At 64.0% G+C, this 21,931-nt stretch carries 15 protein-coding genes, 1 tRNA gene and 1 pseudogene; 10 read left to right on the top strand and 7 right to left on the bottom strand.

Going from position 1 to position 21,931, the window contains the following annotated elements; translation table 11 throughout:
• Positions 1 to 7 precede the first annotated feature (7 nt).
• Complete coding sequence (locus BEK68_RS26125; RefSeq protein WP_232295855.1) at positions 8 to 388, bottom strand: hypothetical protein; 381 nt, start codon at positions 386 to 388, stop codon at positions 8 to 10.
• Between BEK68_RS26125 and rpoD the strand changes: the two genes are divergently transcribed.
• The 7 genes and pseudogenes from rpoD to BEK68_RS09855 all read left to right on the top strand — a co-directional run bounded on the left by rpoD (position 381) and on the right by BEK68_RS09855 (position 9,311).
• Positions 381 to 2,702 (top strand): RNA polymerase sigma factor RpoD, encoded by a 2,322-nt coding sequence (gene rpoD, locus BEK68_RS09885; RefSeq protein WP_232295854.1) that lies wholly within the window; start codon positions 381 to 383, stop codon positions 2,700 to 2,702. The genes BEK68_RS26125 and rpoD overlap by 8 nt on opposite strands.
• 108 nt (positions 2,703 to 2,810) lie before the next feature.
• Positions 2,811 to 2,898: transfer RNA gene (locus tag BEK68_RS09880), tRNA-Ile, on the top strand.
• Positions 2,899 to 3,643: 745 nt separating this feature from the next.
• A complete protein-coding gene (locus tag BEK68_RS09875) occupies positions 3,644 to 5,239 on the top strand; it encodes a DUF2957 domain-containing protein (protein ID WP_009241158.1) in 1,596 nt (531 codons plus the stop codon).
• 86 nt (positions 5,240 to 5,325) lie between these two features.
• Positions 5,326 to 6,585: a DUF2957 domain-containing protein gene (locus BEK68_RS09870; RefSeq protein ID WP_012436176.1), complete on the top strand. Its 1,260-nt coding sequence runs from the start codon at positions 5,326 to 5,328 to the stop codon at positions 6,583 to 6,585.
• Positions 6,586 to 6,659: 74 nt separating this feature from the next.
• Entirely contained in the window at positions 6,660 to 7,484 is an 825-nt protein-coding gene (locus tag BEK68_RS09865; RefSeq protein ID WP_009241156.1) for an OmpW/AlkL family protein, read from the top strand.
• A 112-nt stretch (positions 7,485 to 7,596) separates the two neighbouring features.
• Positions 7,597 to 8,085, top strand: a pseudogene (locus tag BEK68_RS09860) (hypothetical protein); the annotation flags it as partial.
• Positions 8,086 to 8,300: 215 nt separating this feature from the next.
• Entirely contained in the window at positions 8,301 to 9,311 is a 1,011-nt protein-coding gene (locus tag BEK68_RS09855) for an MBL fold metallo-hydrolase (protein WP_009241154.1), read from the top strand.
• Between the two features lie 16 nt (positions 9,312 to 9,327).
• Here BEK68_RS09855 and BEK68_RS09850 read toward each other — a convergent pair whose 3' ends face one another.
• From BEK68_RS09850 to BEK68_RS09840, 3 genes are read right to left on the bottom strand one after another with little or no spacing between them, the layout of a single operon-like run.
• Positions 9,328 to 10,605, bottom strand: a complete 1,278-nt coding sequence (locus BEK68_RS09850; RefSeq protein ID WP_009241153.1) for a branched-chain amino acid ABC transporter substrate-binding protein — start codon at positions 10,603 to 10,605, stop codon at positions 9,328 to 9,330.
• A gap of 25 nt (positions 10,606 to 10,630) precedes the next feature.
• The gene (locus BEK68_RS09845) at positions 10,631 to 13,942 is read right to left on the bottom strand and encodes a carboxyl transferase domain-containing protein (protein ID WP_009241152.1); all 3,312 of its coding nucleotides are present in this window, start codon (positions 13,940 to 13,942) and stop codon (positions 10,631 to 10,633) included.
• A gap of 14 nt (positions 13,943 to 13,956) precedes the next feature.
• Positions 13,957 to 15,660 (bottom strand): AMP-binding protein, encoded by a 1,704-nt coding sequence (locus tag BEK68_RS09840; RefSeq protein ID WP_009241151.1) that lies wholly within the window; start codon positions 15,658 to 15,660, stop codon positions 13,957 to 13,959.
• Positions 15,661 to 15,861: 201 nt separating this feature from the next.
• Here BEK68_RS09840 and BEK68_RS09835 point away from each other — a divergent pair, with 201 nt between their 5' ends.
• Complete coding sequence (locus BEK68_RS09835) at positions 15,862 to 16,572, top strand: TetR/AcrR family transcriptional regulator (protein WP_004631041.1); 711 nt, start codon at positions 15,862 to 15,864, stop codon at positions 16,570 to 16,572.
• Here the strand turns inward: BEK68_RS09835 and BEK68_RS09830 are convergent.
• A complete protein-coding gene (locus BEK68_RS09830) occupies positions 16,556 to 17,371 on the bottom strand; it encodes an MBL fold metallo-hydrolase (protein ID WP_009277467.1) in 816 nt (271 codons plus the stop codon). The two genes, BEK68_RS09835 and BEK68_RS09830, sit on opposite strands and share 17 nt — an antisense overlap.
• A gap of 254 nt (positions 17,372 to 17,625) precedes the next feature.
• Here BEK68_RS09830 and BEK68_RS09825 point away from each other — a divergent pair, with 254 nt between their 5' ends.
• Complete coding sequence (locus BEK68_RS09825) at positions 17,626 to 19,107, top strand: DEAD/DEAH box helicase (protein ID WP_009241150.1); 1,482 nt, start codon at positions 17,626 to 17,628, stop codon at positions 19,105 to 19,107.
• Positions 19,108 to 19,146: 39 nt separating this feature from the next.
• On the opposite strand, the gene gluQRS is transcribed toward BEK68_RS09825, so the two are convergent.
• Positions 19,147 to 20,091, bottom strand: a complete 945-nt coding sequence (gene gluQRS / locus BEK68_RS09820) for a tRNA glutamyl-Q(34) synthetase GluQRS (RefSeq protein WP_009241149.1) — start codon at positions 20,089 to 20,091, stop codon at positions 19,147 to 19,149.
• A 62-nt stretch (positions 20,092 to 20,153) separates the two neighbouring features.
• A complete protein-coding gene (locus BEK68_RS09815) occupies positions 20,154 to 21,056 on the bottom strand; it encodes a LysR family transcriptional regulator (RefSeq protein ID WP_009241148.1) in 903 nt (300 codons plus the stop codon).
• A gap of 106 nt (positions 21,057 to 21,162) precedes the next feature.
• On the opposite strand from BEK68_RS09815, the gene BEK68_RS09810 reads away from it, so the two are divergent.
• Positions 21,163 to 21,861, top strand: coding sequence for a pirin family protein (locus BEK68_RS09810; protein WP_004631036.1), 699 nt, complete (start codon positions 21,163 to 21,165; stop codon positions 21,859 to 21,861).
• The last annotated feature ends 70 nt before the right edge of the window (positions 21,862 to 21,931 follow it).

Here is a 21,931-nt window from a genome sequence, read left to right as displayed (position 1 = left end):
TGGCGTGCTAGAATAGCCGGTTTGGATTGCAAGTCCTTTTTCCCATTTTTGGGGGAGTGAGCGTGCCCATGGTGAAGGTGAAGACCTCCGCGAAGGCCGGTTCCAAGGCCAGTCCTGCTTCTGTTTCTGCCAAGCGATCCTCATCGGCGCGCGGCTCGGGAGGAGGAAAGCCACCAGCGGGAACGGCGAAAGTCGCAAATGGTCGGATCCATATGGGGCAGGCAGGATCGACAGGGGTGAAGGCCACTGTGCCGGCAAAGACGGGGAAAACCCAGCCGCGCCAGACCGCCGATATCGCCGTCGCCGCCAAGACTGTCAAACCGACAGCGCGCACAAAGGGCGCGATCCAATCTTCAACCTCAGGCAAGGTCTCGACGTCGATGAGCACGAGCGCCAGACCTGGCGGCACAGCCGCTTCCGTCGCACTCAAGGGCAAGACAACCACCGTGGCGAAATCGAAAGTTACCGAAGTCGAGAGCAAGCAGACCCCTGCCAGCGCAAGCGCAACCAAGACGGGTACCGCTCGTACCAACACCGCAGCCAAGCCAGCCAAGGCGGCCGCGGAAGACACCAAGCGCACCGCCCAGGCAGAGGCCACCCCCACAACTCCTCCCGCGCCCCGCGCCGAGGCAGCAGCCGAGCCCAAGAAGCGCGGCCGCAAGCCCAAGGCAGAGACGCAGGCAGACGACAGCAGCACGGACGTGACTGAAGAATTTGACACCCCCGCCGCTCCGGCACCGAAAACCGAAAAGCTGAAGGCCCGTGACCGCAAGGCCAAGGAAAAAGCCCTGCTCAAGGAATTCGCTGCCTCGCAGCAAGGCGGTTCGGAAGAAGAGCTTGAGGCCCGCCGCCAGAAGCTCAAGGCGCTGATCAAGCTGGGCAAATCGCGCGGCTACCTGACCTACGCCGAAATCAACGACCACCTCCCCGACGACATGGTCGATGTGGAGTCGCTGGAAACGTTGGTTGCCACGCTCAACGACATCGGCGTTGCCGTGTACGAGCAGGCGCCGGACGCCGAAACGCTGCTCCTGAACGACAACGCACCTTCCGTGACCACGGAAGAGGAAGCTGAAGAAGAAGCTGAAGCCGCGCTGTCGACGGTTGACTCCGAATTCGGCCGCACGACCGACCCGGTGCGCATGTACATGCGCGAAATGGGCACGGTCGAGCTGCTGACGCGCGAAGGCGAAATCGTGATCGCCAAGCGCATCGAAGCCGGCCTGAAGGACATGGTCATGGCCATCTCGGCCTGCCCGGTCACCATCTCCGAAATCCTCGCCATGGGCGAGCGCGTTGCCAACGACGAAGCCAAGATCGACGAGTACATCGATGGCTTGATCGATCCGAACGCTGAAGCCGATGCAGCCGCTGCTGCTGAGGAAGAAGAGGAATTCGAGGAAGAGGAAGCCGAAGAAGAGGGCGACGAAGAGGAAGACGAGGACGATGAAGGTGCCGGCGCTGCCGCAGCTTCGGCCCGTCAACTCGAAGAGCTCAAGCAGGCTGCGCTGCTCAAGTTTGGTGTGATCGGCGAGCAGTTCGACAAGATGCGCCGTGCGTTCGAGAAGGAAGGCTACAAGTCCAAGCCTTACGTGAAGGCGCAGGAAGCCATCCAGGCCGAACTGATGACGATCCGCTTCACGGCACGCAACGTCGAGCGCCTGTGCGACACGCTGCGCGGCCAGGTGGACGAAGTGCGCAAGCTCGAACGCGCCATCCTGAACATCGTGGTGGACAAGTGCGGCATGCCGCGCAGCGACTTCGTTGCGCGCTTCCCGGGCAACGAGACCAACCTGAAGTGGATCGAGACCGTGGTGGCCGACGGCAAGCCGTACAGCACCATCGTCGAGCGCAACGTGCCGGCCGTGCACGAACTGCAGCAAAAGCTGATCGACCTGCAGGCACGCGTGGTGCTGCCGCTGACCGAGCTGAAGGACGTCAACCGCAAGATGTCGGAAGGCGAGCGCCGCGCCCGTGAGGCCAAGCGCGAGATGACCGAGGCCAACCTGCGTCTGGTGATCTCGATCGCCAAGAAGTACACGAACCGCGGTCTGCAGTTCCTCGACCTGATCCAGGAAGGCAACATCGGCCTGATGAAGGCGGTGGACAAGTTCGAATACCGTCGCGGCTACAAGTTCTCGACGTACGCCACGTGGTGGATCCGTCAGGCCATTACGCGTTCGATCGCCGATCAGGCGCGCACCATCCGTATTCCGGTGCACATGATCGAGACGATCAACAAGATGAACCGCATCTCGCGTCAGATCCTGCAGGAAACCGGCAACGAGCCGGATCCGGCAACGCTGGCCGAGAAGATGGAGATGCCGGAAGACAAGATCCGCAAGATCATGAAGATCGCGAAGGAGCCGATCTCCATGGAAACGCCGATCGGTGACGACGACGACTCCCATCTGGGCGATTTCATCGAGGACACGAACACGCTGGCCCCGGCCGAAGCGGCGCTGCATGGCTCCATGCGCGGCGTGGTGAAGGACGTGCTCGATTCGCTGACGCCGCGCGAAGCCAAGGTGCTGCGCATGCGTTTTGGTATCGAGATGAGCACCGACCACACGCTGGAAGAAGTCGGCAAGCAGTTCGACGTGACCCGCGAGCGTATCCGTCAGATCGAAGCGAAGGCACTGCGCAAGCTGCGCCATCCGAGCCGCTCTGACAAGCTGAAGAGCTTCCTCGAGGGAAGCTGATCCTGTAGCGAAGCAGGCGATTTTCCGAGTGGGCTCGCGCCCACTTTCAGGTAAAATCCTGCATCGGGCCCGGCCTAAGCGCCGGGTCTCTTTTTTTCTCGTTTTACAGGGCCGGACGCCGTGCTGGTTGCAGGCAGCGGACTCATAATCCGCCTCCGAAAGGACACCGTGGGTTCGAATCCCACCCGGCCCACCATTCTTTCCCCTGCCGCCTTTTCTTCCCTTTCATCCGCGTTTGTGTGCCATTTCATGTGGCGGCTTTTTCTTTTTCTTTTTCTTACGCGCGTTATTGTTTCGGGATCGTATTTTGCTACCGCAGTTGCTCTCGGCGAAATATATTCATTTCGACATAATTAAATAAGCCGCATTGCGCGGGCATTCCCCCCAACCGGAGGGGGAGTTTAAAACGCTTCAAACGAAACGGTTTCATTTCCTCGTTTGAAAATCCGCGAAACCGCGCCGCGCCTGCTTGTGCGGGGGATTGCCGCCGCTGTTTTGAATGAAATCTCTATTTACTTCATACTCCGGGCGGACCATAGTTTCGGCCATAACGATAAGTAAATAGCCAGTAGCGTACCCTTCGGAGACACAGGATGTTACGCATTCAAAACGGGCCCTTCCAGCATTTCGCTTCTGCGCGTGCCCACGCGCGTCATCGCCATCGTCATCACTGCAGCAGCGGTGGTGAAGCTCATCCGCGCTAGCAGCATTACCACGATTTTTCTTGGGATCGGCGCCCAGCCGATCAGCGTGATACCGGCCGATTAGCGGTAGCGCGGCCCAAGCACGCCCGTCGTTTTTGATGTTTGCAAGTCGATCTGCCGACGGGGCAGGTCGTGCGCTGTCGGCTGTCGTTTGCCGACAGGCGGGGGTATTGACCGGCCGTTGCACACATTCGCCGGCCCACAACACAACAAGTTCCAAAACATGAGGAGACAACCATGGGTAGTCGACGTCATCTTTTTGTTGTCATGGCAACCAGTTGCATAGTTGCAATGCCGTTCATTGGCGGGTGCGGCGGGGCAGACGACCCCGGCTCGTCGGATGTTGCGCAGTGTTCGGGGAGTTCTTGTCCGCCTAGCGGAGCGAACACCACGCCCAGCACGCCAACCAGTCTGTGCCCGGCGGCGCTGGACTACACGACTACGTACACCGGCGGCTCGGGTAGCGGCGAGTACATCAAGGTCAAGTTCGACACGAGCAAGAACACGTACCAGATGCAGTTCCTCGAGTCGTCGGTGCCGACCTCGGCGGGCCAGGTCAATACGACGCGCAAGGGATTGATCATCGACGGTACGTTCGTGCATCCGGCCAACTTACCGACCCGCGAGCAGAACCGCTGCGCTTTCGTGCTGCAGTCGGGCAAGACGGCGGACAACAGCTACGCGATCACCGTCAATCCGCAGGATCCGCCGATGCTGTTTGTCGGTCAGGGCATCGTGGGGGGCGGCATCCCGGGGGCGACCATCCAGTTCGCAGGCATCCAGCCGATTCCGGGCGTCGTGATTGGCGCAGTGCCGTCGCGAACGTTCGATTTCTATCCGTTCCTGGGCTTCTCCGAGACGGTGACGGATTTCTCGCAGGTCGCGGGGCGCTACAACCAGGTCGGCGTGCATGTCACGCCCACGGGTTCGGGCAACCAAACCTCGGCGCCGCAAGGCTGGCAGCCCGATGCCGTCAACTGGACGCAAACGTTAAAAGCGGACGGCTCGTGTACGGCCGAAGGGATCGACTATTCCTGCCACACGACGGGCACGCCCTGGACGCTGCGTCAGAACACCGATGGCTCGCAGGACAACGTGTTTGTCAGCAACCCGACCAGCAGCAACGTGCCGTATCCGTATGTCGGCCAGGTCTCACCGCTGGTGCTGCTGGCGCCGAGCCAGGCCAAGGGCATTCTGATTGCCGGCAAGCTCAACGGACAGGTCGTGCCGGTGGTGATCCGTGTTGGCTATTCGCACAGCGATCCGACAAACCTGCTGGCTTCGGTGGCGGATGACCAGATCGGCATCTCGATCCTCTCGCCAGCAACGGCGATCCCGGCCAATGCGCTCAAGGGCGGTTTCGTTGGGGCGACCAGCGGCTCGGCTTGCGGCGTGGTCACCAACAATGGCCCGAGTGGTGCGCCCGCCAGCGGCAACGGCTTGAACGCTACGGTTGATCATCCGGAACTGTCCGGCTCCTTTAGTGGGGGCTTCTTCCACGCCAATGCCGGCAACTGCAGCGACGGGACGGCCGTGTCGACACTCGCCGCCAACTACACATCCACGTTGTTCCAGAACGGCACCGCGGCCTTCATCAACCCGCTCACATCGCGTGTGACAGCGCAGTTCGGGCTCGACTACACGCAAAGCGCGCCGGGCAAGCTGATCGTGACCGCGCAGAACGACTTCAACGCGCAAGGCGCCAGCGGCAACGTCGCGTTGTTCAAGGCCGGCGACACCGGCGTGGCCGTCAAGGTGGGCAACGTGTACGCGATGCTCATGAACAACAACAAGTACAACCCGTTCTTCACGGTCGGCGCATTTGTCCAGTGAGGCGCGCATCAATGCAAGCACATCCGGTGGCGGCATGCGCAATGTGTGCGCCGCCACCTCTGAACAACAACATGGAGGAGACGCAAATGCAATGGCGTAAATGGTTGGTCGTGCTCGCGTGCGCACCGATGGTGACAGCGTGCGGAGGAGGCGGCGATGATCCGCCGCCCCCGGTGATCCAGCGCCTGTGTCCGCAGGCCATCGACTACAACACCGTGTTCACCGGCGGGTCGGGCTCAGGTGAACTCGTGAAGGTTCAGCTCGATACGACGAAGATGACGTACCAGATCACGTATCTGGCCTCGCCGATTCCGGTCAAGACTGGCACTGTGGCGCCCACGCGCGATACGGCGCCCAACAACGTGCAGACCGGCACGCTCACGCAAGAGACGGCGCTGCCGACCGAGAAGCTGAACCAGTGCGCGTTCCGCCTGAACAACGCGAGCCTTGATCCGAGCCGTCCGGCGCGGTTCTTCCTGGGGCTAGGCGTGCTGGGCGGCACGATTCCGGGGGCGACGATCCAGTTCGACGGCATTGTCGGCGTGGGCAAGATTGCGCAGACCACGTTCCCGTATTACCCGTTCATCAGCTTCTCGAACACCGAGACCGATCTGACCAAGATTGCCGGCAACTACAACCAGCTCGGCTACCACCAGGTGCCGTCGCAGAACTTCTCGCAGCAGGCGGTCGATGCGCGTTTCACCATCAACGCGGACGGCACCTACACCGAGTGCGACAACCTGGGCGTGAAGAACGGCGGAGCCTGCCTGACGTCAAGCGCGACGGTCAACCAGAAGCTGACGCTGCGCGGCGACGCGCCGGCCTTCACCACGCTGAACTATCAGCCGCAGGTGCCGGCAACCGTGTCGTCGCTCGATCCGGCCAAGGCGGGCAAGGGCGTGATGATCGTGGGCAAGCTGTATGGCCAGCTCGTGCCGATCTTCATTCGCGTCGGTGCGGCCAATTCCGACTTGACGGCCGGCCCGCCGGTGGCAGACGACGAGTCCGGCATTTCGATCATGGCACCGGTCGGCAACATCGCGCAGGGCTCGCAAGACGGCGAATACACCGGTGTGGACAGCACGTTCAACTACCGTGCCACGGCGCTGGTGGGCGCGCAGGCCACGATGCTCGATCCGTTCAACGCGTCGCAGGCAGCGCTGGCGCGACCGCTGAACCTGGATTTCACGCAGACCGTCCCGGGCGTGATCCGGACCACGCAGACCAGCGCGCCGGCCGGCTCGGCCCCGACGGGCAAGCTGATCTTCACCGGCAAGACCTTCGGCTTCCTGGACATGAGCGATACGAAGAACCCGTACTTCACCGTGGGCGCCTTCGTGCAGTGACGTTTCCGGAAACACACGCCACGGGGCGCGGCACAGAGAACCGCGCTCCGCTCAGAACAACAGGAGGAAGCATCATGAAACAACTGACTGTCGCATTGATGGCGGCCTGCGCATCCGCAGGCGCCATGGCGCAGCAGGCCGGTGACAACGTGGCGACGGTGGGCTGGTTCCACATCATGCCGCAGGACTCGAGCAACAACCTGACCACCAGCGTGATCAATGCGCCGATCAATGATCCGCTGCGCTTGCCCGGCAGCTTCACGTCGCCCAACAGCGGGCTGCGCGTAAGCAACGCCAACACGCTGGGCCTGACGCTCACGCACTTCTTTACCGACAACATTGCGCTGACCACGATTGCCGGCGTGCCGCCCGAATTCAAGCTGACCGGGCATGGCGTGATCCGCGCACCCGGGCCCGCAGGGGCGCTCGGCCACGTCGATCTGGACGACCCGTCCAACCAGCCGGCCGTGCGCAAGGCGCGCCAATGGAGCCCCGGGGTCATTCTGCAGTGGTACTTCGGGCACGCGCAGTCGACGTTCCGTCCGTTCGTGGGCGTGGGTGTGGTCTACAGCTTCTTCACCAACATCGAGCTGAATCCGTACTTTGCGGCTGCGGTGAATCGCGAACTGGGCAGCGTGCTGGCAGCGGGGGCGGGCAAGCCGGGGCCGACGTATGTCGAGGGGAAATCGTCGTCGTCGTGGGCGCCGATCTTCAACCTCGGTGCGAGCTACGCGATCAACAAGCAATGGGCCTTGACGGCAACGGTGTCGTACTTGCCGCTCAAGACCGAAGCGGCGACCGTCATCAAGGCGTCGGACGGCACCACGCTGGCCACCACCAAGACCACGCTCAAGGCCAATCCGATCATCACGTTCGTTGGGGTGTCGTACAAGTTTTAGCCGGGTGTCGGCTGTCTGCGCCTGGCTAATCGGCCCGGCGTGAATCGAGCGGGAACCGGTTTGCGCCGCATTCTTAAGGCGGTTTCTACCGTCAGTTCTAGTGAGGCAATAAATGAGCACACGTAAAGTCGTATCTCTTGCAGTTGCACTCGCACTTGCCACCGTAGCAGCCACACCCGCACTTGCCGTCACCGTTTCGCGTGTCGATGGTCAACCGATGAACCCGAATGGCGAGCCATTCTCGGTCACCGGGGCGACCACGCTGTCCAAAGGCTCCATCAGCGCCAATTGCACAGCGACCTTCACCGGCACGATCACGCCTTCGGGCATCGTCAACATCACGTCCACATCGTTTACCGGCGGCGGGACGTGCGGCCTCATCTCGGGCGCGACCCCGTGGACTGGCCAGGCCGACAGCACCACCAGCTGTCGATCAACAACGCAGCCGTCAGCGTGTTCCTGCTGGGCAGCTGCGGCCCCAGCAAGGTCGTGACCGCCTGGAACGATCCGAACTCGTCGCTCACGTTCACCAACGCATTGCTCACGCCGGACTGCACGGTGCAGCGGCACGGTGGTATCGACGCCGAAGTTTCACGTGCAGTCAGCACGTACCTGGTTGACGGGCGGTTGCGCAGCCGCCGTCGATTGGTCTGAAGCATGGGCCCGGCATGTCGGGCCTTGTTCTTTTCTGCGGGGCATGTTTCTCCCTGGGCAATACCCCTGTCGCCAATGGCGGCAACGCAATGTGCTGGGCGGTGGCATGATCCGGCTTTCGCCGCTGCACCGGGGCAGCGGTCTTTTTCCAGGAGCCAAGACATGCGTTTGCTCACCTCTGCCGCCGTGGCTACCGCGATGGCGGCGTCCATCGGATTCGCCCACGCCCAACCCGCAACAGGCGCCGCCGGCCCTGCTGTCACCGCCGCCGCTACGCAGCAACGCACCCAGGTGCCCGGCTATTACCGCATGGCGCTGGGCGACGACGTTGTGACCGCGCTCTACGACGGCTACACCGATCTGCCTGCTAAGACCCTGCTTGGCCTGAACGCGCAATCGGTGCAGAGCCTGCTGGCGCGGATGTTTGTATCGAACACGCCGGGCATGCAGACGGCGGTGAACGGTTTCCTGATCGACACGGGTGATAAACGCATCCTCGTCGATACGGGTTCTGGTACGTGCTTTGGCCCGACGATGGGCGGCCTGGCCGGCAACGTTCGCGCGTCCGGCTACCAGCCCGAGCAGATCGACGCAGTGCTGCTGACGCACCTGCATCCGGACCATGCATGCGGCCTGTTGACGCCGCAAGGCCAACCGGCCTTTGCGAATGCGCAGGTGTATGTGGCCGCACCAGAAGCCGATTTCTGGTTGAGCGAAACGATCGCCGCTTCCAAGCCAAGCGACATGCAGCCGTTCTTCAAGATGGCGCGCGACTCTGTGGCGCCGTATGCGGCAGCGGGCAAGCTCAAACAGTTCAAGCCGGGCGACGAGGTCGTGCAGGGCGTGCGCTCGGTCGTCGCCAACGGGCATACGCCGGGGCATAGCGGCTATCTGTTTGCCTCGAAGGGACGCAGCCTGCTCGTCTGGGGCGATATCGTGCACAGCCATGCGGTGCAGTTCCAGCACCCCGAGGTCGCGTTCGAATATGACGTCGACAAGAAGGCTGCTGTCGCCACGCGCCGTAAGCTGTTAGCGGAAGCGGCGCGGGACAAGCTCTGGGTGGCCGGCGCACATCTGCCGTTCCCGGGCCTGGGCCACGTGCGCCGCGACGGCAACGCCTTCGCTTGGGTGCCGATCGAATACGGCCCGCTGCGCACGGACCGCGCTGATTGATTGTCGGCCTGATCGTTTAAGCGCCCGCCGGCCGCTTCATCTTGCAAGCGGTCGGCAGGTCCAGGTCTTTGGCTGCGGTTGTGCTCTCCGTCTTGTGGCCCCACTGGGTGCCGTCGTAGCCGACCTTCACGGTCTTTCCGTCCACCGGTGCGATCGTCGATACGACCTGCGGGAGCAGCAACTGGTGGTCGATCTTGCGCATCGTGACGTTGCCGAGGAAGCTCTGCTTCTGCATGCCTTCCAGCGCCAGCGCAATCTTCAGCGGATCGGTGGAATCGGCTTTGCGGATGGCGTCCGTCACGAGTTCGACAGACAACACGGTGCGCGGCGCGAAGTGCTCGCCGGCGGGCGTCTGCCGCACGCGCGCATCCATCTGCATCAGTTGCGCGTTGCCGTTGCCTGGCGTCCATTCCGACACCCAGGTCACCTTGCCAATCTTGGCCTGCGACACTCCCAGTACGGTGCCCGGGGCGCCTGCGCCGCTGTGGTTCAGATAACGCACGTCGTAGCTCATGTCGCCGGCGGCCCTGACGAGCAGGTTCAGGTCTTGCCCCCAGTTGCCGGTGAGGAGCGTGTCCGCGCCCGTCGCCTTGGCCTTCGAGACGTAAGGCGCGAAGTCTTTCACCTTGCCGATCGGGTGTAGCGTCTCTCCGGTGAATTGCACGTCGGGTCGCGCGGCCGAGAGCATCTGCTTGCCCAACGAGGCCCACAGCCGGCCGTGCGCGTAGTCCTGGTTCAGCGAGTAGACCGTGCGGATATCGGGCTGCGTTTTTACGAAGTTGGCGAGCGCGCGCATCTTCATCGCTGTGTTGGCCTCGGTGGCGAAATGCCAGAAGCTGCAATGCGCGCCGGTCAGGTCGGGATCGATCGATGCGTAGTTGATGATCAGCACGCGGCTGTTCGGATTGCGCTCGTTGTGCTTGGTGGCAGCGTCCACCATGGCCGCCACCACGGACGAGCCCGACCCGCCAGTAAAGACGATCTTCGCTCCGGCATCGATGGCGCTCTGCAGCGCCGACAGACTGTCTTGCGCCGAGAGCTTGTTGTCGTACGTCGACAGTTCGTAGCGCGCGCCGTTCAGCACGCCCTGCGGCTGCGCGTTGGCATCGTCAATGCCGAGTTTCAGATTTGCCAGAAACTGCTCGCCCACATTCGAGAGCGGCCCGCTCAGCTGATCGATGAACGCCACCTTGATCGGTGCCGGGTCTGCGGCATGGGCCAGCGGTGCGAACAGCAACGCTGCCGCACAAGCCGATGCGGACAACGGACGGGCAAAGCGGATCTCTGCGGGCATGTCTCCTCCTTGTGTGGGTTCTCGGCTACCAAGTGTCGATGAAGCGGCGCGTGGCCGGGTCGCGTGTGTGCCTTGGCGGGGCGGGCGGCGCCGATTGCAACCCGCGCAGCAGCCAGCGGCGCGTATCGGCCGGGTCGATCACCGCGTCGATCTCCAGATAGCTGGCGATGTTGAGCGCGCGGCCTTCCTCGTAGGCGGCGTCGACCATCTTGCGGAACAGGGCCTCGCGTTCTGCCGGGTCTTCCACCGCTTCCAGTTCCTTGCGGTAACCCAGGCGGATGGCGCCTTCGATGCCCATGCCGCCAAACTCACCGCTCGGCCACGACGCGGTGAACAGCGGCGCGTGAAAACCGCCTGCTGCCATGGCCATCGCCCCAAGGCCGTAGCCTTTGCGCAGCACGATGGTGAAGAAAGGCACGCGCAAGTTGCCGGCTGTCACGAACATGCGGCTGACGTGGCGGACCGTGGCGGTCTTCTCCGCCTCCGGCCCGACCATGAAACCCGGTGTGTCGCACAGCGAGACGATGGGCAGGTCGAATGCGTTGCACAGCTGCATGAAGCGCGATGCCTTGTCTGCCGCTGCAGAATCGATGGCGCCGCCCAGATGGCGCGGGTTGTTGGCAATGCAGCCGAAGGCGCGGCCCTCGATGCGGATCAGCGCGGTGATGATGCCCACACCAAAGGCTTGACGCAGTTCCAGAACCGAATCCGTATCGGCCAATGCATCGATTACGGCGCGCATGTCATAGCTGCGCATGCGGTTTTCGGGAATCACGTGGCGCAGGTGGCGCACGTCGCCGGCTTCCCAGTCGGCGAGCGGCCCCTGGAAATAGCTCAGGTAGCGGCGCGCGGCGTCCACGGCTTCGGTCTCGTTTTCGACGAGCACGTCGATCACGCCATTCGGCGCCTGCACGTTGACGGGCCCGACCTCCTCAGGCGCGTAGACGCCAAGACCGCCGCCTTCGATCATGGCGGGGCCGCCCATGCCGATGGTCGCGTCGCGCGTGGCGATGATCACGTCGGCACAGCCCAGCAGTGCGGCGTTGCCTGCGAAGCAGCGGCCCGACACGATGCCGACGGTCGGCACCAGCCCTGAAAGACGCGCGAAGTGGATGAAGGTCGGGCAGTCCAGACCACTGACGCCGCGCTTTTCAGTGTCGCCCGGTCGGCCGCCGCCGCCTTCGGCAAACAGCACAACGGGCAGCTTCCATTGCTGCGCCAGCTCCAGTGCACGGTCGGTCTTCTTGTGGTTGAAGGTGCCCTGGGTGCCTGCCAGCACGGTGTAGTCGTACGCGAGCACCATGCAGCGCGCGTCGTGATCGGGGAAGTGCGTGCCGTTGACGGTGCCAATGCCGGTGATGATGCCGTCGGCCGGCGTCGAGCGAATCAAGTCATCGAGTGCGCGCCGCTGGCGTTGCGCTGCGATGGCCAGTGCACCGTACTCGATGAACGAGTCTGGGTCGCACAGGTGTGCGATGTTCTCGCGCGCGGTGCGCTGGCCGGTCTTGCGGCGGCGGGCAACGGCATCCGGACGGTTCGCGTCGAGACCGAATGCATGGCGGTCGATGACGGCTTGCAGGTCCGGGCGAATGTGGTCGAGATCGATCTCTGCGTCGGTTGCGGCGGCGTCGTGTTGCGCGTCGCCGGGCTGCAGCGCGGCCAGCGGCTGGCCCTCGCGCACCGTTGCGCCCGGCTGTGCGCAGACTTGCAGGACACGACCGGCCGCCGGCGCGGTGACGACGTGCTCCATCTTCATCGCTTCAATGACGGCCAGCACCTCGCCGCGCGCGACCGTGGCACCGGCTTGCGCATGGATCTGGATCAGCGCGCCATCCATTGGCGCGGTGAGCACTTCTGCGTCGTCAGGAAGCTCGTCGATGAATGACGTAGCGGGCGTCAGGTCCGGGGTGGTGACCGACGTGGCGTGCAGTGCGGGATGCGCTTCACCGTTGCCTGCGGCCAGGTCGGCGAGCTTTGCATCGAGAAACTGCGTGTGCACGGCGTTGGTCTGCACGTCGGCATCGCGCAGCAGGTCTTGCAGCAGCCGCTTGTTCGTGACTACCCCTTCGATGCGGAATTCGCACAGCGCGCGGTACGTCTGTGTCAGCGTCTGCGCATACGTGCCGTGCGGCGCGTGGACGATCAATTTGGCCAGCAGCGAGTCGAAGCGCGGGTTCGGACGGTAGCCCGCATAACCGCAGGTGTCGACGCGCACGCCGGGGCCGTTGGGCGGCTCGAAGGCGGTGAGCATGCCGGTGGACGGGTGCGGCTGACCGCTTGCATCGAGGGTCTCCGCATTGATGCGCACCTGCACGGCGTGGCCGCGCGGCGCGATCGGCTGAGCAAGCCCGACATCTGCGAGCGACGCACCCTGCGCCAGCGCCAGCTGGGTCACGACCAGGTCGATACCCGTCACCATTTCCGTGACCGTGTGTTCGACTTGCACGCGTGGGTTGGCCTCCATGAAGTAGAAGGTGGCGTGCGGCGTGCCCGCGCCTTCCACGAGGAATTCGAAGGTGCCGATGCCGCTGTAGCCTGCCGCCTTGGCGAGCGTGACGGCAGCCTCGGCAATGCGTGCGCGCAGTGCATCGTCCAACGCGGGGCTGGGCGCGATCTCGATCAGTTTCTGGTGACGGCGCTGCAGGCTGCATTCACGCTCGCCGAGGTGCGTAACGTGGCCGTGCGCGTCTGCGACGATCTGGATTTCGATATGGCGCGGGGCGGGCACCAGCGCTTCCACATAGACGTCGCTGCCACCACCCGCGGCGGTCGCTTCAGATACGCAGCGCGCGTACGCGTCGGCAATCGCCTGCGCATCGTGCACGGCGCGCATGCCGCGTCCGCCGCCGCCGGATACGGCCTTGATCATCATGCCGTGCGAGGGCGGCAGCGCGGCGAAGAAGGCGCGCGCCTCTTCCAGCGTGGTCGCACCTTGCGTGCCGCTGACGACGGGAATGCCGGCCTCGTGTGCAAGGGCCCGAGCGCGTGCCTTGTCGCCGAAGAGGTCGAGCACACGCGGTGACGGCCCGATGAACTGCACGCCGGCCTGGGCGCACTGGCGCGCGAACGCGGCGTTCTCGCTTAGGAACCCATAGCCGGGATGGACGGCTTCGGCCCCGACGGCGCGTGCAGCGGCGAGGATGGCCGCGCCGTCAAGGTATGCGCGTGGGCCGGTCCCGGACAAGGGCACGGCTTCATCTGCGCGTAGTGGATGCAGCGCGTCGCGATCGTCCTCGGAATAGATGGCGACGGAGGGCAAGCCCATCGTGGCGGCTGCGCGGGCAATGCGAATGGCGATCTCGCCGCGATTGGCGATCAGCAGTTTGCGAAACGTCATGGAGCAGATGTGGGTTAGAGCTGTTCAGCGAGCGGCGCGAGATCCTGTTTGCGCACCTTGCCGGTGGCCGTGAGCGGCAGTGCATCGACGATGCGCACGATGGGCACTTTGTAGCCGGCCATGTTCTCGCGGCACCAGCCGGTGAGCGTGGCGCTGTCCAGCGTGCCGACGGCCTCGGGGCGCAGCATCACGAAGGCGACGGGAAGCTGGCCTCGGTGTTCGTCGGCGCGGCCTACCACGGCAGAACCCAGGATGGCCGGGTGCTTGCCCAGCATGGCCTCGATCTCCGCCGGGAACACGCTCATGCCATTGACCTTGAGCATCTCCTTGCGGCGACCGAGATAGTGGACGTAGCCCTGTTCGTCGATGCAGCCGATGTCGCCGGTGTGGAACCAGCCGTCGCGCAGTGTTTGGGCGGTTGCTTCGGGCTTGTTCCAGTAGCCTTTGAGCAGCGTGGGCGTGCGTACGCAGAGTTCGCCTTCGGCGCCGATTGGCACTAGGTCGTGCGTGTCGAAATTGCAGATCTTGAAATCGGTGCCGGGCACCGGCAGGCCCACGAAAATCGGCTGCGAGCGCAGATCGAAATCATCGTCCTGCATGCCGACAGTGAAGCTGTTGCAAGTCTGTGTTTCCGTCATGCCCCAGGCGCTCTCGGCCATCGTCGAGCCGGTCAGTTCGCGCCACGCGCGGCGGTATTCGGGGTTCAGCTTCTTCACAAATGACGACACGCCCGTATGTCGCAGCGAGCGTAAGTCGTACGCATGCACGCGTGGATGCGCCATCACCTCGGCGGCGCTATCGACCAGCATCGAGCCGTTGGTCACGCGATAGCGCTGCACGCCAGCCATGAAGGCCTCCGCATCCCAACGCGCGAGCAACACCAGTGGCACGCCAAGGAAGGCAGGGAAGATCAGCCCGGTGTTTTCGCCCGCAATCCAGAACTGCGGATAGAAGCTGAGCATGACGGTGTCCGCATCCGCGCGCAGCGACACGGTCGAGAAGGCGGCCGCCATATCGACCATGTCGCCCTGGGTGTGGATGCAGCCCTTCGGCAGCCCCGTCGTGCCGCCGGTGTAGTTGAGCGCGGCAACCGCATCGAGCGAACCCGCCGGCAGGGGGATCGGCGTGGTCTGTGCCAATGCGGGCAACAAGTCGATTGCATCGCCGCAGGCCAGCGGCGGTTCGGTCAGCATTGCCGGGAGCGGCAGCGTCGGCTCTGCGGGGAGCACGTCTGCGTAACGTGTGACGAAGGCGTGCTCGATCGATGTTTCGGCGCGCACGTCACGCACGAGCGGCATGAGGCGGTCCAGCGTGACGATGGCGCGCGGTGTCGCGTCGCCCAGCGCATGCATCAACTCCGCGCGCTGCGACAGCGGGCTGATCGGCACATACACGGCGCCCAGCTTGAGGATGCCGAAGAACACCGCATTGAACTGCGGACAGTTCGACAGGAACACGGCCACGCGGTCGCCCGCGCCAATGCCGTGTTGCGCGAGCAGGGCGGCGACGCGGTCGGAGAGATCGTCAAGCTGGGCGAACGTCGTGTCGTGCCCGTAGAAATGGATCGCTGGCTTGTCTGGCGTGGTGCGCGCCCAATGCCGCAGATAGTCGGTAAGGGCAACGCGCCCGATCGGGTAATGCGGCTCACGTGGGGTATCGACCGGCCATGCGCGCGCCCAGAGCGCGCGAACGCGGCCGAGATACTCGGACTCGTCCATCGCCAAAGCTTGTCTCCGTTGGGTTGTGCAGTGCGTTCGCAACGTGGCGCCGCACTATCTATACTGAAAAGTAATTTTTTATACCAACGGGTAAGAATATAGAAAGCGTTCTTTGATGCGTCAAGCATCGGGAAGCGAAGATGTCGCCAAGATGCGCGCATGCCCCGGCGCATCTGCAGGCGACATGCGAAAATATGCGCCATGTCCACCGCCCGCAAATCTGCCGTTCCTGACGCGCATCCGTCTGCTGACATCGGGGCCGCCGACGCCCCCAGCATCACACCGCCGGCCACGCGCCCCCACATCGCCGAGCGGCAGGAGGCCCGCCGCCGGCAGATTCTCGACACGGCTGCGCAGCTCTTCTTCACGAAGGGCTATGCCGGCATGACGATGAGCGACCTGTGCAACGCGCTTGGGGTGACCAAGCCGGCGGTGTACTACTACTTCACCGACAAGTACGAGATTTTCGACATCCTGTGCCGCGAGGCCGCGCAGATCTGCCTGTCGGCCATCCGCGAAACCGCCAACCCGGCGCTGCCTGTGCGAGAGCGCTTGCAGGCGTGTCTGCTGGAAATGGCGCGCCGTTGCATCGACTGTCACTACGCCGCTGCGCTGACGTATCGTGACCGCCAATACCTGCGCCCCGAAACTGTGGAATGGCTGCACGGCATGTCGCGCGGTTACTACCGCGATCTCTATGCGCTGCTCGACGAGGGCAAGCGCGCCGGCGTGTTCGACTTTGGCGATGCGCGTGTCGCGGCGCACTCGATGGGCGGCGTCATGGGCTTCATGTACACCTGGCACGACCCGTCGCGCATCGATGCGCAGGTGCTGGCCGTCGAACTGTCGGGCGCCATGATGAAGATCATCCTGCCCGCCGCCCCGAGCCCGGCAGCTAAGCCCGCGCCCTGAGCGTCGCGCCCGCCGGTGCGTTCGGCAAGGCGGGCAGACGGAAGAGCTCTGGCGTCATCAGGTCGATGCCGCAGTCGAGCGTTTCCACCCAATCGATGAACCGGTTGACCATGGCCGACCCGCGGAAGGGCTGGCCGTGCTGCGGCACGATCCATTCGATCTGCAATCCGCGCACCATCTGCGCCCACAGCCGGCATACGCGGTTGCCGCTCATGTAGCGACGGTGGAAAGGTGCCATGAGCGGCAGGTGCGCATCAAAATCGTCCACGGGTTTGGCGGCCACGTTGGCGTGCACCATCGATGCTCCCAGATCGCCCGAGAACAGGATGCGCGACACCGGATCGTAGAACTGGAAATTGCCTTCCGAATGCAGGAAATGCGCCGGTACCGCCAGCAAGTGCGATTGCCCCAGCGGAATCGCCATGCCCGTATCCGGGATCGGCACGATGCGCCCCTCGGTCTTGCCGACGGCGCAGAAATGCGGCAGAAAGCGCTCCCACACGCGCGAGATCAGGATGTCGCAGCTGGAACTCGTGAGCCACCTTCCCGCCGACGCGACGATGTCCGGGTCCGCATGCGAAGCCAGCACGTAGTCGAGCTGCTTGGGCGGAAAGTACCGGTTCATGGCCAGAAATAGCGCGTTGTAGGTCATCTGGCCGCCCGGATCGATCAGCGCGCCGTGTCCGTGATCGACGATGAGGAACTGGTTGGTCTGCACTGGCAGGTCGTCGTGATCGTCGACCAGGTCGGAAAACATCAGGCAGGCATGTCCGGGCGATTCATAAAGCGTGGTGACCATGGGAGAGGGCAGGGCGCAGGTGGCAATGCCCGGATGGTGGCGCAGCGCGTGCCGGCCATACTTGATCCGTGTCAAGGCAGCTGTGGCGCCGGCATTGGCCTGGGTGGGCCCATCATCCGTCCCGGGTGGGGTCTCACGTGATAAACTTTTGATCTTTAACGCTTTGCGCGAGCCGCACGCGGGATTCTCCGCTTGGGTCTGGCGCGCCGCCATGCCAACCGGCATGCCGCATCTCCCCTATGAATACTGCAACGATGTCTGAAGCGTCAGAAGCGCCGGCCAATGAATCGGTGACATTCGACAGCTTCGGCCTGCATCCGGACGTCCTCCGCGCGCTGACCGAAAGCGGTTACACCAAGCCCACGCCCATCCAGGCCGCAGCCATTCCGGTGGTGACCGCCGGCCACGACGTCATGGGCGCCGCGCAAACCGGCACCGGCAAGACTGCCGGTTTCTCGCTGCCGATCATCCATAACCTGCTGCCCGACGCCAACACGAGCGCGTCGCCGGCGCGCCACCCGGTGCGGGCGCTGATCCTCACGCCCACACGCGAACTGGCCGACCAGGTGTACGACAACGTTGCCAAGTACGCGAAGTACACGGCGTTGCGCAGCGCTGTCGTGTTCGGGGGCGTCGACATGAACCCGCAGACCGAGCAATTGCGCCGCGGCGTCGAAATCCTGGTTGCCACGCCGGGCCGCCTGCTCGACCACGTGCAGCAGCGCAGCGTGAACCTGTCGCAGGTGCGCATGCTGGTGCTGGACGAAGCCGATCGCATGCTCGACATGGGCTTTCTGCCCGACCTGCAGCGCATCATCAACCTGCTGCCGGCACACCGCCAGACGCTGCTGTTCTCGGCCACGTTCTCTCCCGAGATCAAGAGGCTGGCCGCGAGCTACCTGCGTCATCCGCAAACTATTGAAGTGGCACGCAGCAACGCCACGGCAGAGAACGTCCGTCAGGTCATCTACACCGTGCCGGACAACCACAAGCAGGCCGCGCTCGTGCACCTGCTGCGCCAGCGCGCGGAGCAAGGCCTGCCGCGCCAGTGCATCGTGTTCTCCAACAGCAAGATCGGCTGCTCGCGCCTGGCGCGCGCGCTGGAGCGCGAAGGCATCAACGCCAACGCCATCCACGGCGACAAGACGCAGACCGAGCGCATGCAAACGCTCGAGGCGTTCAAGCAGGGTACCGTTGATGTACTAGTCGCCACCGACGTTGCCGCGCGCGGTCTCGATATCTCGCAGATGCCGTGCGTGATCAACTTCGACCTGCCGTTCAACGCAGAAGACTACGTGCACCGGATTGGCCGCACGGGCCGTGCCGGTGCTTCCGGTGATGCACTGTCGCTGTTCGCCCCGGGCGATGAACGCCTGCTGGCCGACATCGAAAAGCTGATCAAGCGCAACCTGCCGCGCGAGCAGCTGGCTGATTTCGATCCGACCGGCGAACAGGCGCGTGACCGTGAGCGCCGCGAGCGCGACGAAAAGCGTGCCCGCAGCGAAGTCCGCCGCTCCCGCGAGCGGGAAGACCGCAACGGTACCCGCGTGCTCGATCACACGATCGTGCGCCCGGCGTTCCGCCCTTCCGACGACCCGTTCTTCAATCGCCCGTACGAATCGTCCGTGCCAGCGGAATCGGCGGAGGCTGCCAAGCCAGCGCAAGCAGCCGGTCACCCGCGCACCGCCAAGCGCCCGATCGCGGCGCTGCTCGGTGGCGTGCCGCGCAAGCGTTAAGTCAGTCGACTGAAAACGGCGGCGCTCCAGCCGCCGGGGTCAATCGCACCGGGCAGGTTGTGCCAGGCGATTGGCCCATGCCGGGACGGCGTCCCGGTAGAACCCCTCCACATCGCCCGCGCGAATGTCGAGCCCGAGGTGTTGGGCCGCTTCCGTCAACGCGGCCAGCGGTTGACTACGGTTGATGGCGCGCGCGCCCGTCTGCTTGCTGAGTTTTTCGCCGTCGGGGTTCACGACCACCGGCACGTGCAGATAGCGCAACGCGGGCAGCCCGAGCAGCTGCTGCAGATAGATCTGGCGCGGCGTCGAGTCGAGCAGGTCGGCGCCGCGCACGACGTCCGTGATGCCTTGCGTGGCATCGTCCACCACCACCGCAATCTGGTACGCCCACATGCCGTCCGCGCGCTTGAGCACGAAGTCCCCTACGGCTTCAGCCAGGTTCTGGCATTGCATGCCTTGCCAACGGTCGTTGAAGCAGATGGTCGCGGCATCGGCATCCGGCACACGCACGCGCCATGCGCGCGGCGGACGGCCGTGCAGTCCGTTGCGGCACGTGCCGGGATAGATGAGGGTTTGGTGACGCAGGTGCCCGTTGGCGTCGATGCTGGTGACGGAATCCGCAATCTCGCGGCGCGTGCAGCCACACGGGTAGAGGTTGCCGTTGGCCTGCAACTGCTCCAGCGCCTGTTCAAAGCGTGACAGGTGCGTGCTCTGCCACTGCGGAGCCTCGTCGGGAATGAGCCCGAGTGCATCCAGTGTGGCGAGGATATCGCGGTCGGCGCCGGGCACGTTGCGCTGGAAATCGATGTCTTCAATGCGCACCAGCCACGCGCCGCCGTGGACGCGTGCATCCAGCCAGCTGGCCAGCGCGGTGACCAGCGAGCCGATATGCAGCGGCCCCGTGGGAGAGGGCGCAAAGCGGCCACGGTATTGGCCGCGCGACGACGTGGTGGATTCCGGAAAATCGAGATTGGCTTGGGACAACGCAACGCTCCAGGCGCAGAGGTCGATGACGCTATTGTGCGCGATTTGTCCGCGCGAGGCGCCTATTGCATCATCAGGGCCTGCCCCAGGCGCGGGTCTTCCAGCTTGTCGACCCACCATTGCAGCGCCTTGCCGCGCATGTTGTTGCGCCAGGCAACCTGAAAGGTGGCGGCGCGCTTGTCTTCGGTGGTTTCCTTGGCGATCAGCACGCCAGAATCCAGATACGGTTGTGCCAACGGCACCGGCAACCAGCCGCAGCCCAGGCCACGAATCTGTGCCTGCACCTTGTCGGTCATGGATGGCACCACCAGCGTGTCCTGTCCAGCCATCACACCAATGGTGCGTGCAGGCAGATTGCGCGATGTATCCCCCACCGCAACGATACGATGCCGCGTGATGGCGGCCGCAGGCAACGGCTCCTCCATTTGCGCCAGCGGATGATGTGCCGCCACCGCAAACACGAACGGGATGTTGCCCACCGTGCGCGTCTGAATGCCCTGCACCTGCATCACCTGCGCCGGCCCGATCAGCAGATCTGCGCGGCCCGAAAGCAGTGCGTCCCACGTGCCGGCCAGGACCTCACGGCAGAAGCGCAAGCGCGTGGCGGTGTTTTCGGCGTAGAAATCCTGGATGACGGGCATGAGTGCGCGAAAGTGCACGAGATCGTCGACTACGATGGTCAACGTGGCTTCCCAACCGGTGGCGAGGCGTTTGACGCGGCGGGCGAGGTCGTCGGCGGCCTGCAGCAGGTGGCGACCTTCGTCGAGCAGCGCGCGGCCGGCGGGCGTGAGTTCGGCACGGTGGCGGCGTCGGTCAAACAGCAGCACATCGAGATCGTCTTCCAGCTTGCGCACCACATAAGTGAGCGCCGAGGGCACTTTGCCCAGTTCGTGCGCCGCGGCGGCAAAGCTGCCCTTGCGTTCAATCGCATCCAGCACTTCCAGAGATTCCAGCGATAGCGCCATGTTCAGAATTTTTGATGTATTGAATCAAAGCCTTGCCTCTCAACTATAGCCAATCTGCGTACCATTCACACATCAGCGCAGTAATTTGGATAGGAGATTCATCAAAATGATTGAAATCCGCCCCTCTCAAGATCGCGGTTACGCAGACCATGGCTGGCTCAAGTCGTATCACAGCTTCTCGTTTGCCGATTACATGGACCCGCAGCACGTTCAATTCGGGCCGCTGCGTGTCATCAATGAGGACCGCGTCGCCGCCGGCATGGGCTTTGGCACCCATGGCCACCGCGACATGGAAATCATCAGCTACGTGCTCGACGGCGAGCTGGCGCACAAGGACAGCATGGGCAACGGCAGCGTGCTGCGCCGGGGCGACGTGCAACGCATGACGGCTGGGACAGGTGTGCGTCACTCCGAGTTCAACCACGCGCAGGACCAGACCACGCATTTTCTGCAGATCTGGGTGCTGCCGGCGCAGTTGAACCTGACGCCGGGTTACGAAGAACGCCATTTCGACGAGGCGGCCAAGCGCGGCAAGCTGGCCCTGATCGCCAGCGCCGACGGCCGTGACGGATCGGTGAAAGTGCACCAGGACATGGCCCTCTACGCCGGCAAGTTCGATGGAGCAGAAACTGCGTCCCTGCCGATCGCCGCAGGCCGCCGCGCTTATGTGCACGTCGTGCGCGGTAAGGTGAGCGTCAACGGTCGCACGCTGGTGGGCGGCGACGCCGCCAAGCTGACGCAAGAAGAGACGGTGATGCTGTCTGGCGGCGAAGACAGCGAAGTGCTGGTGTTCGATCTGCCGTAATGTTCGTGGTGCACGCTGTGTGCGCCATTTTTCTTTTCCGTTGTTCCCCCGCGGTACCCCAACCCCAAGA

It is taken from the genome of Ralstonia pickettii, from assembly GCF_001699815.1.
Classification (GTDB): domain Bacteria; phylum Pseudomonadota; class Gammaproteobacteria; order Burkholderiales; family Burkholderiaceae; genus Ralstonia; species Ralstonia thomasii.
This window is presented reverse-complemented; position numbering and strand designations above follow the sequence as displayed.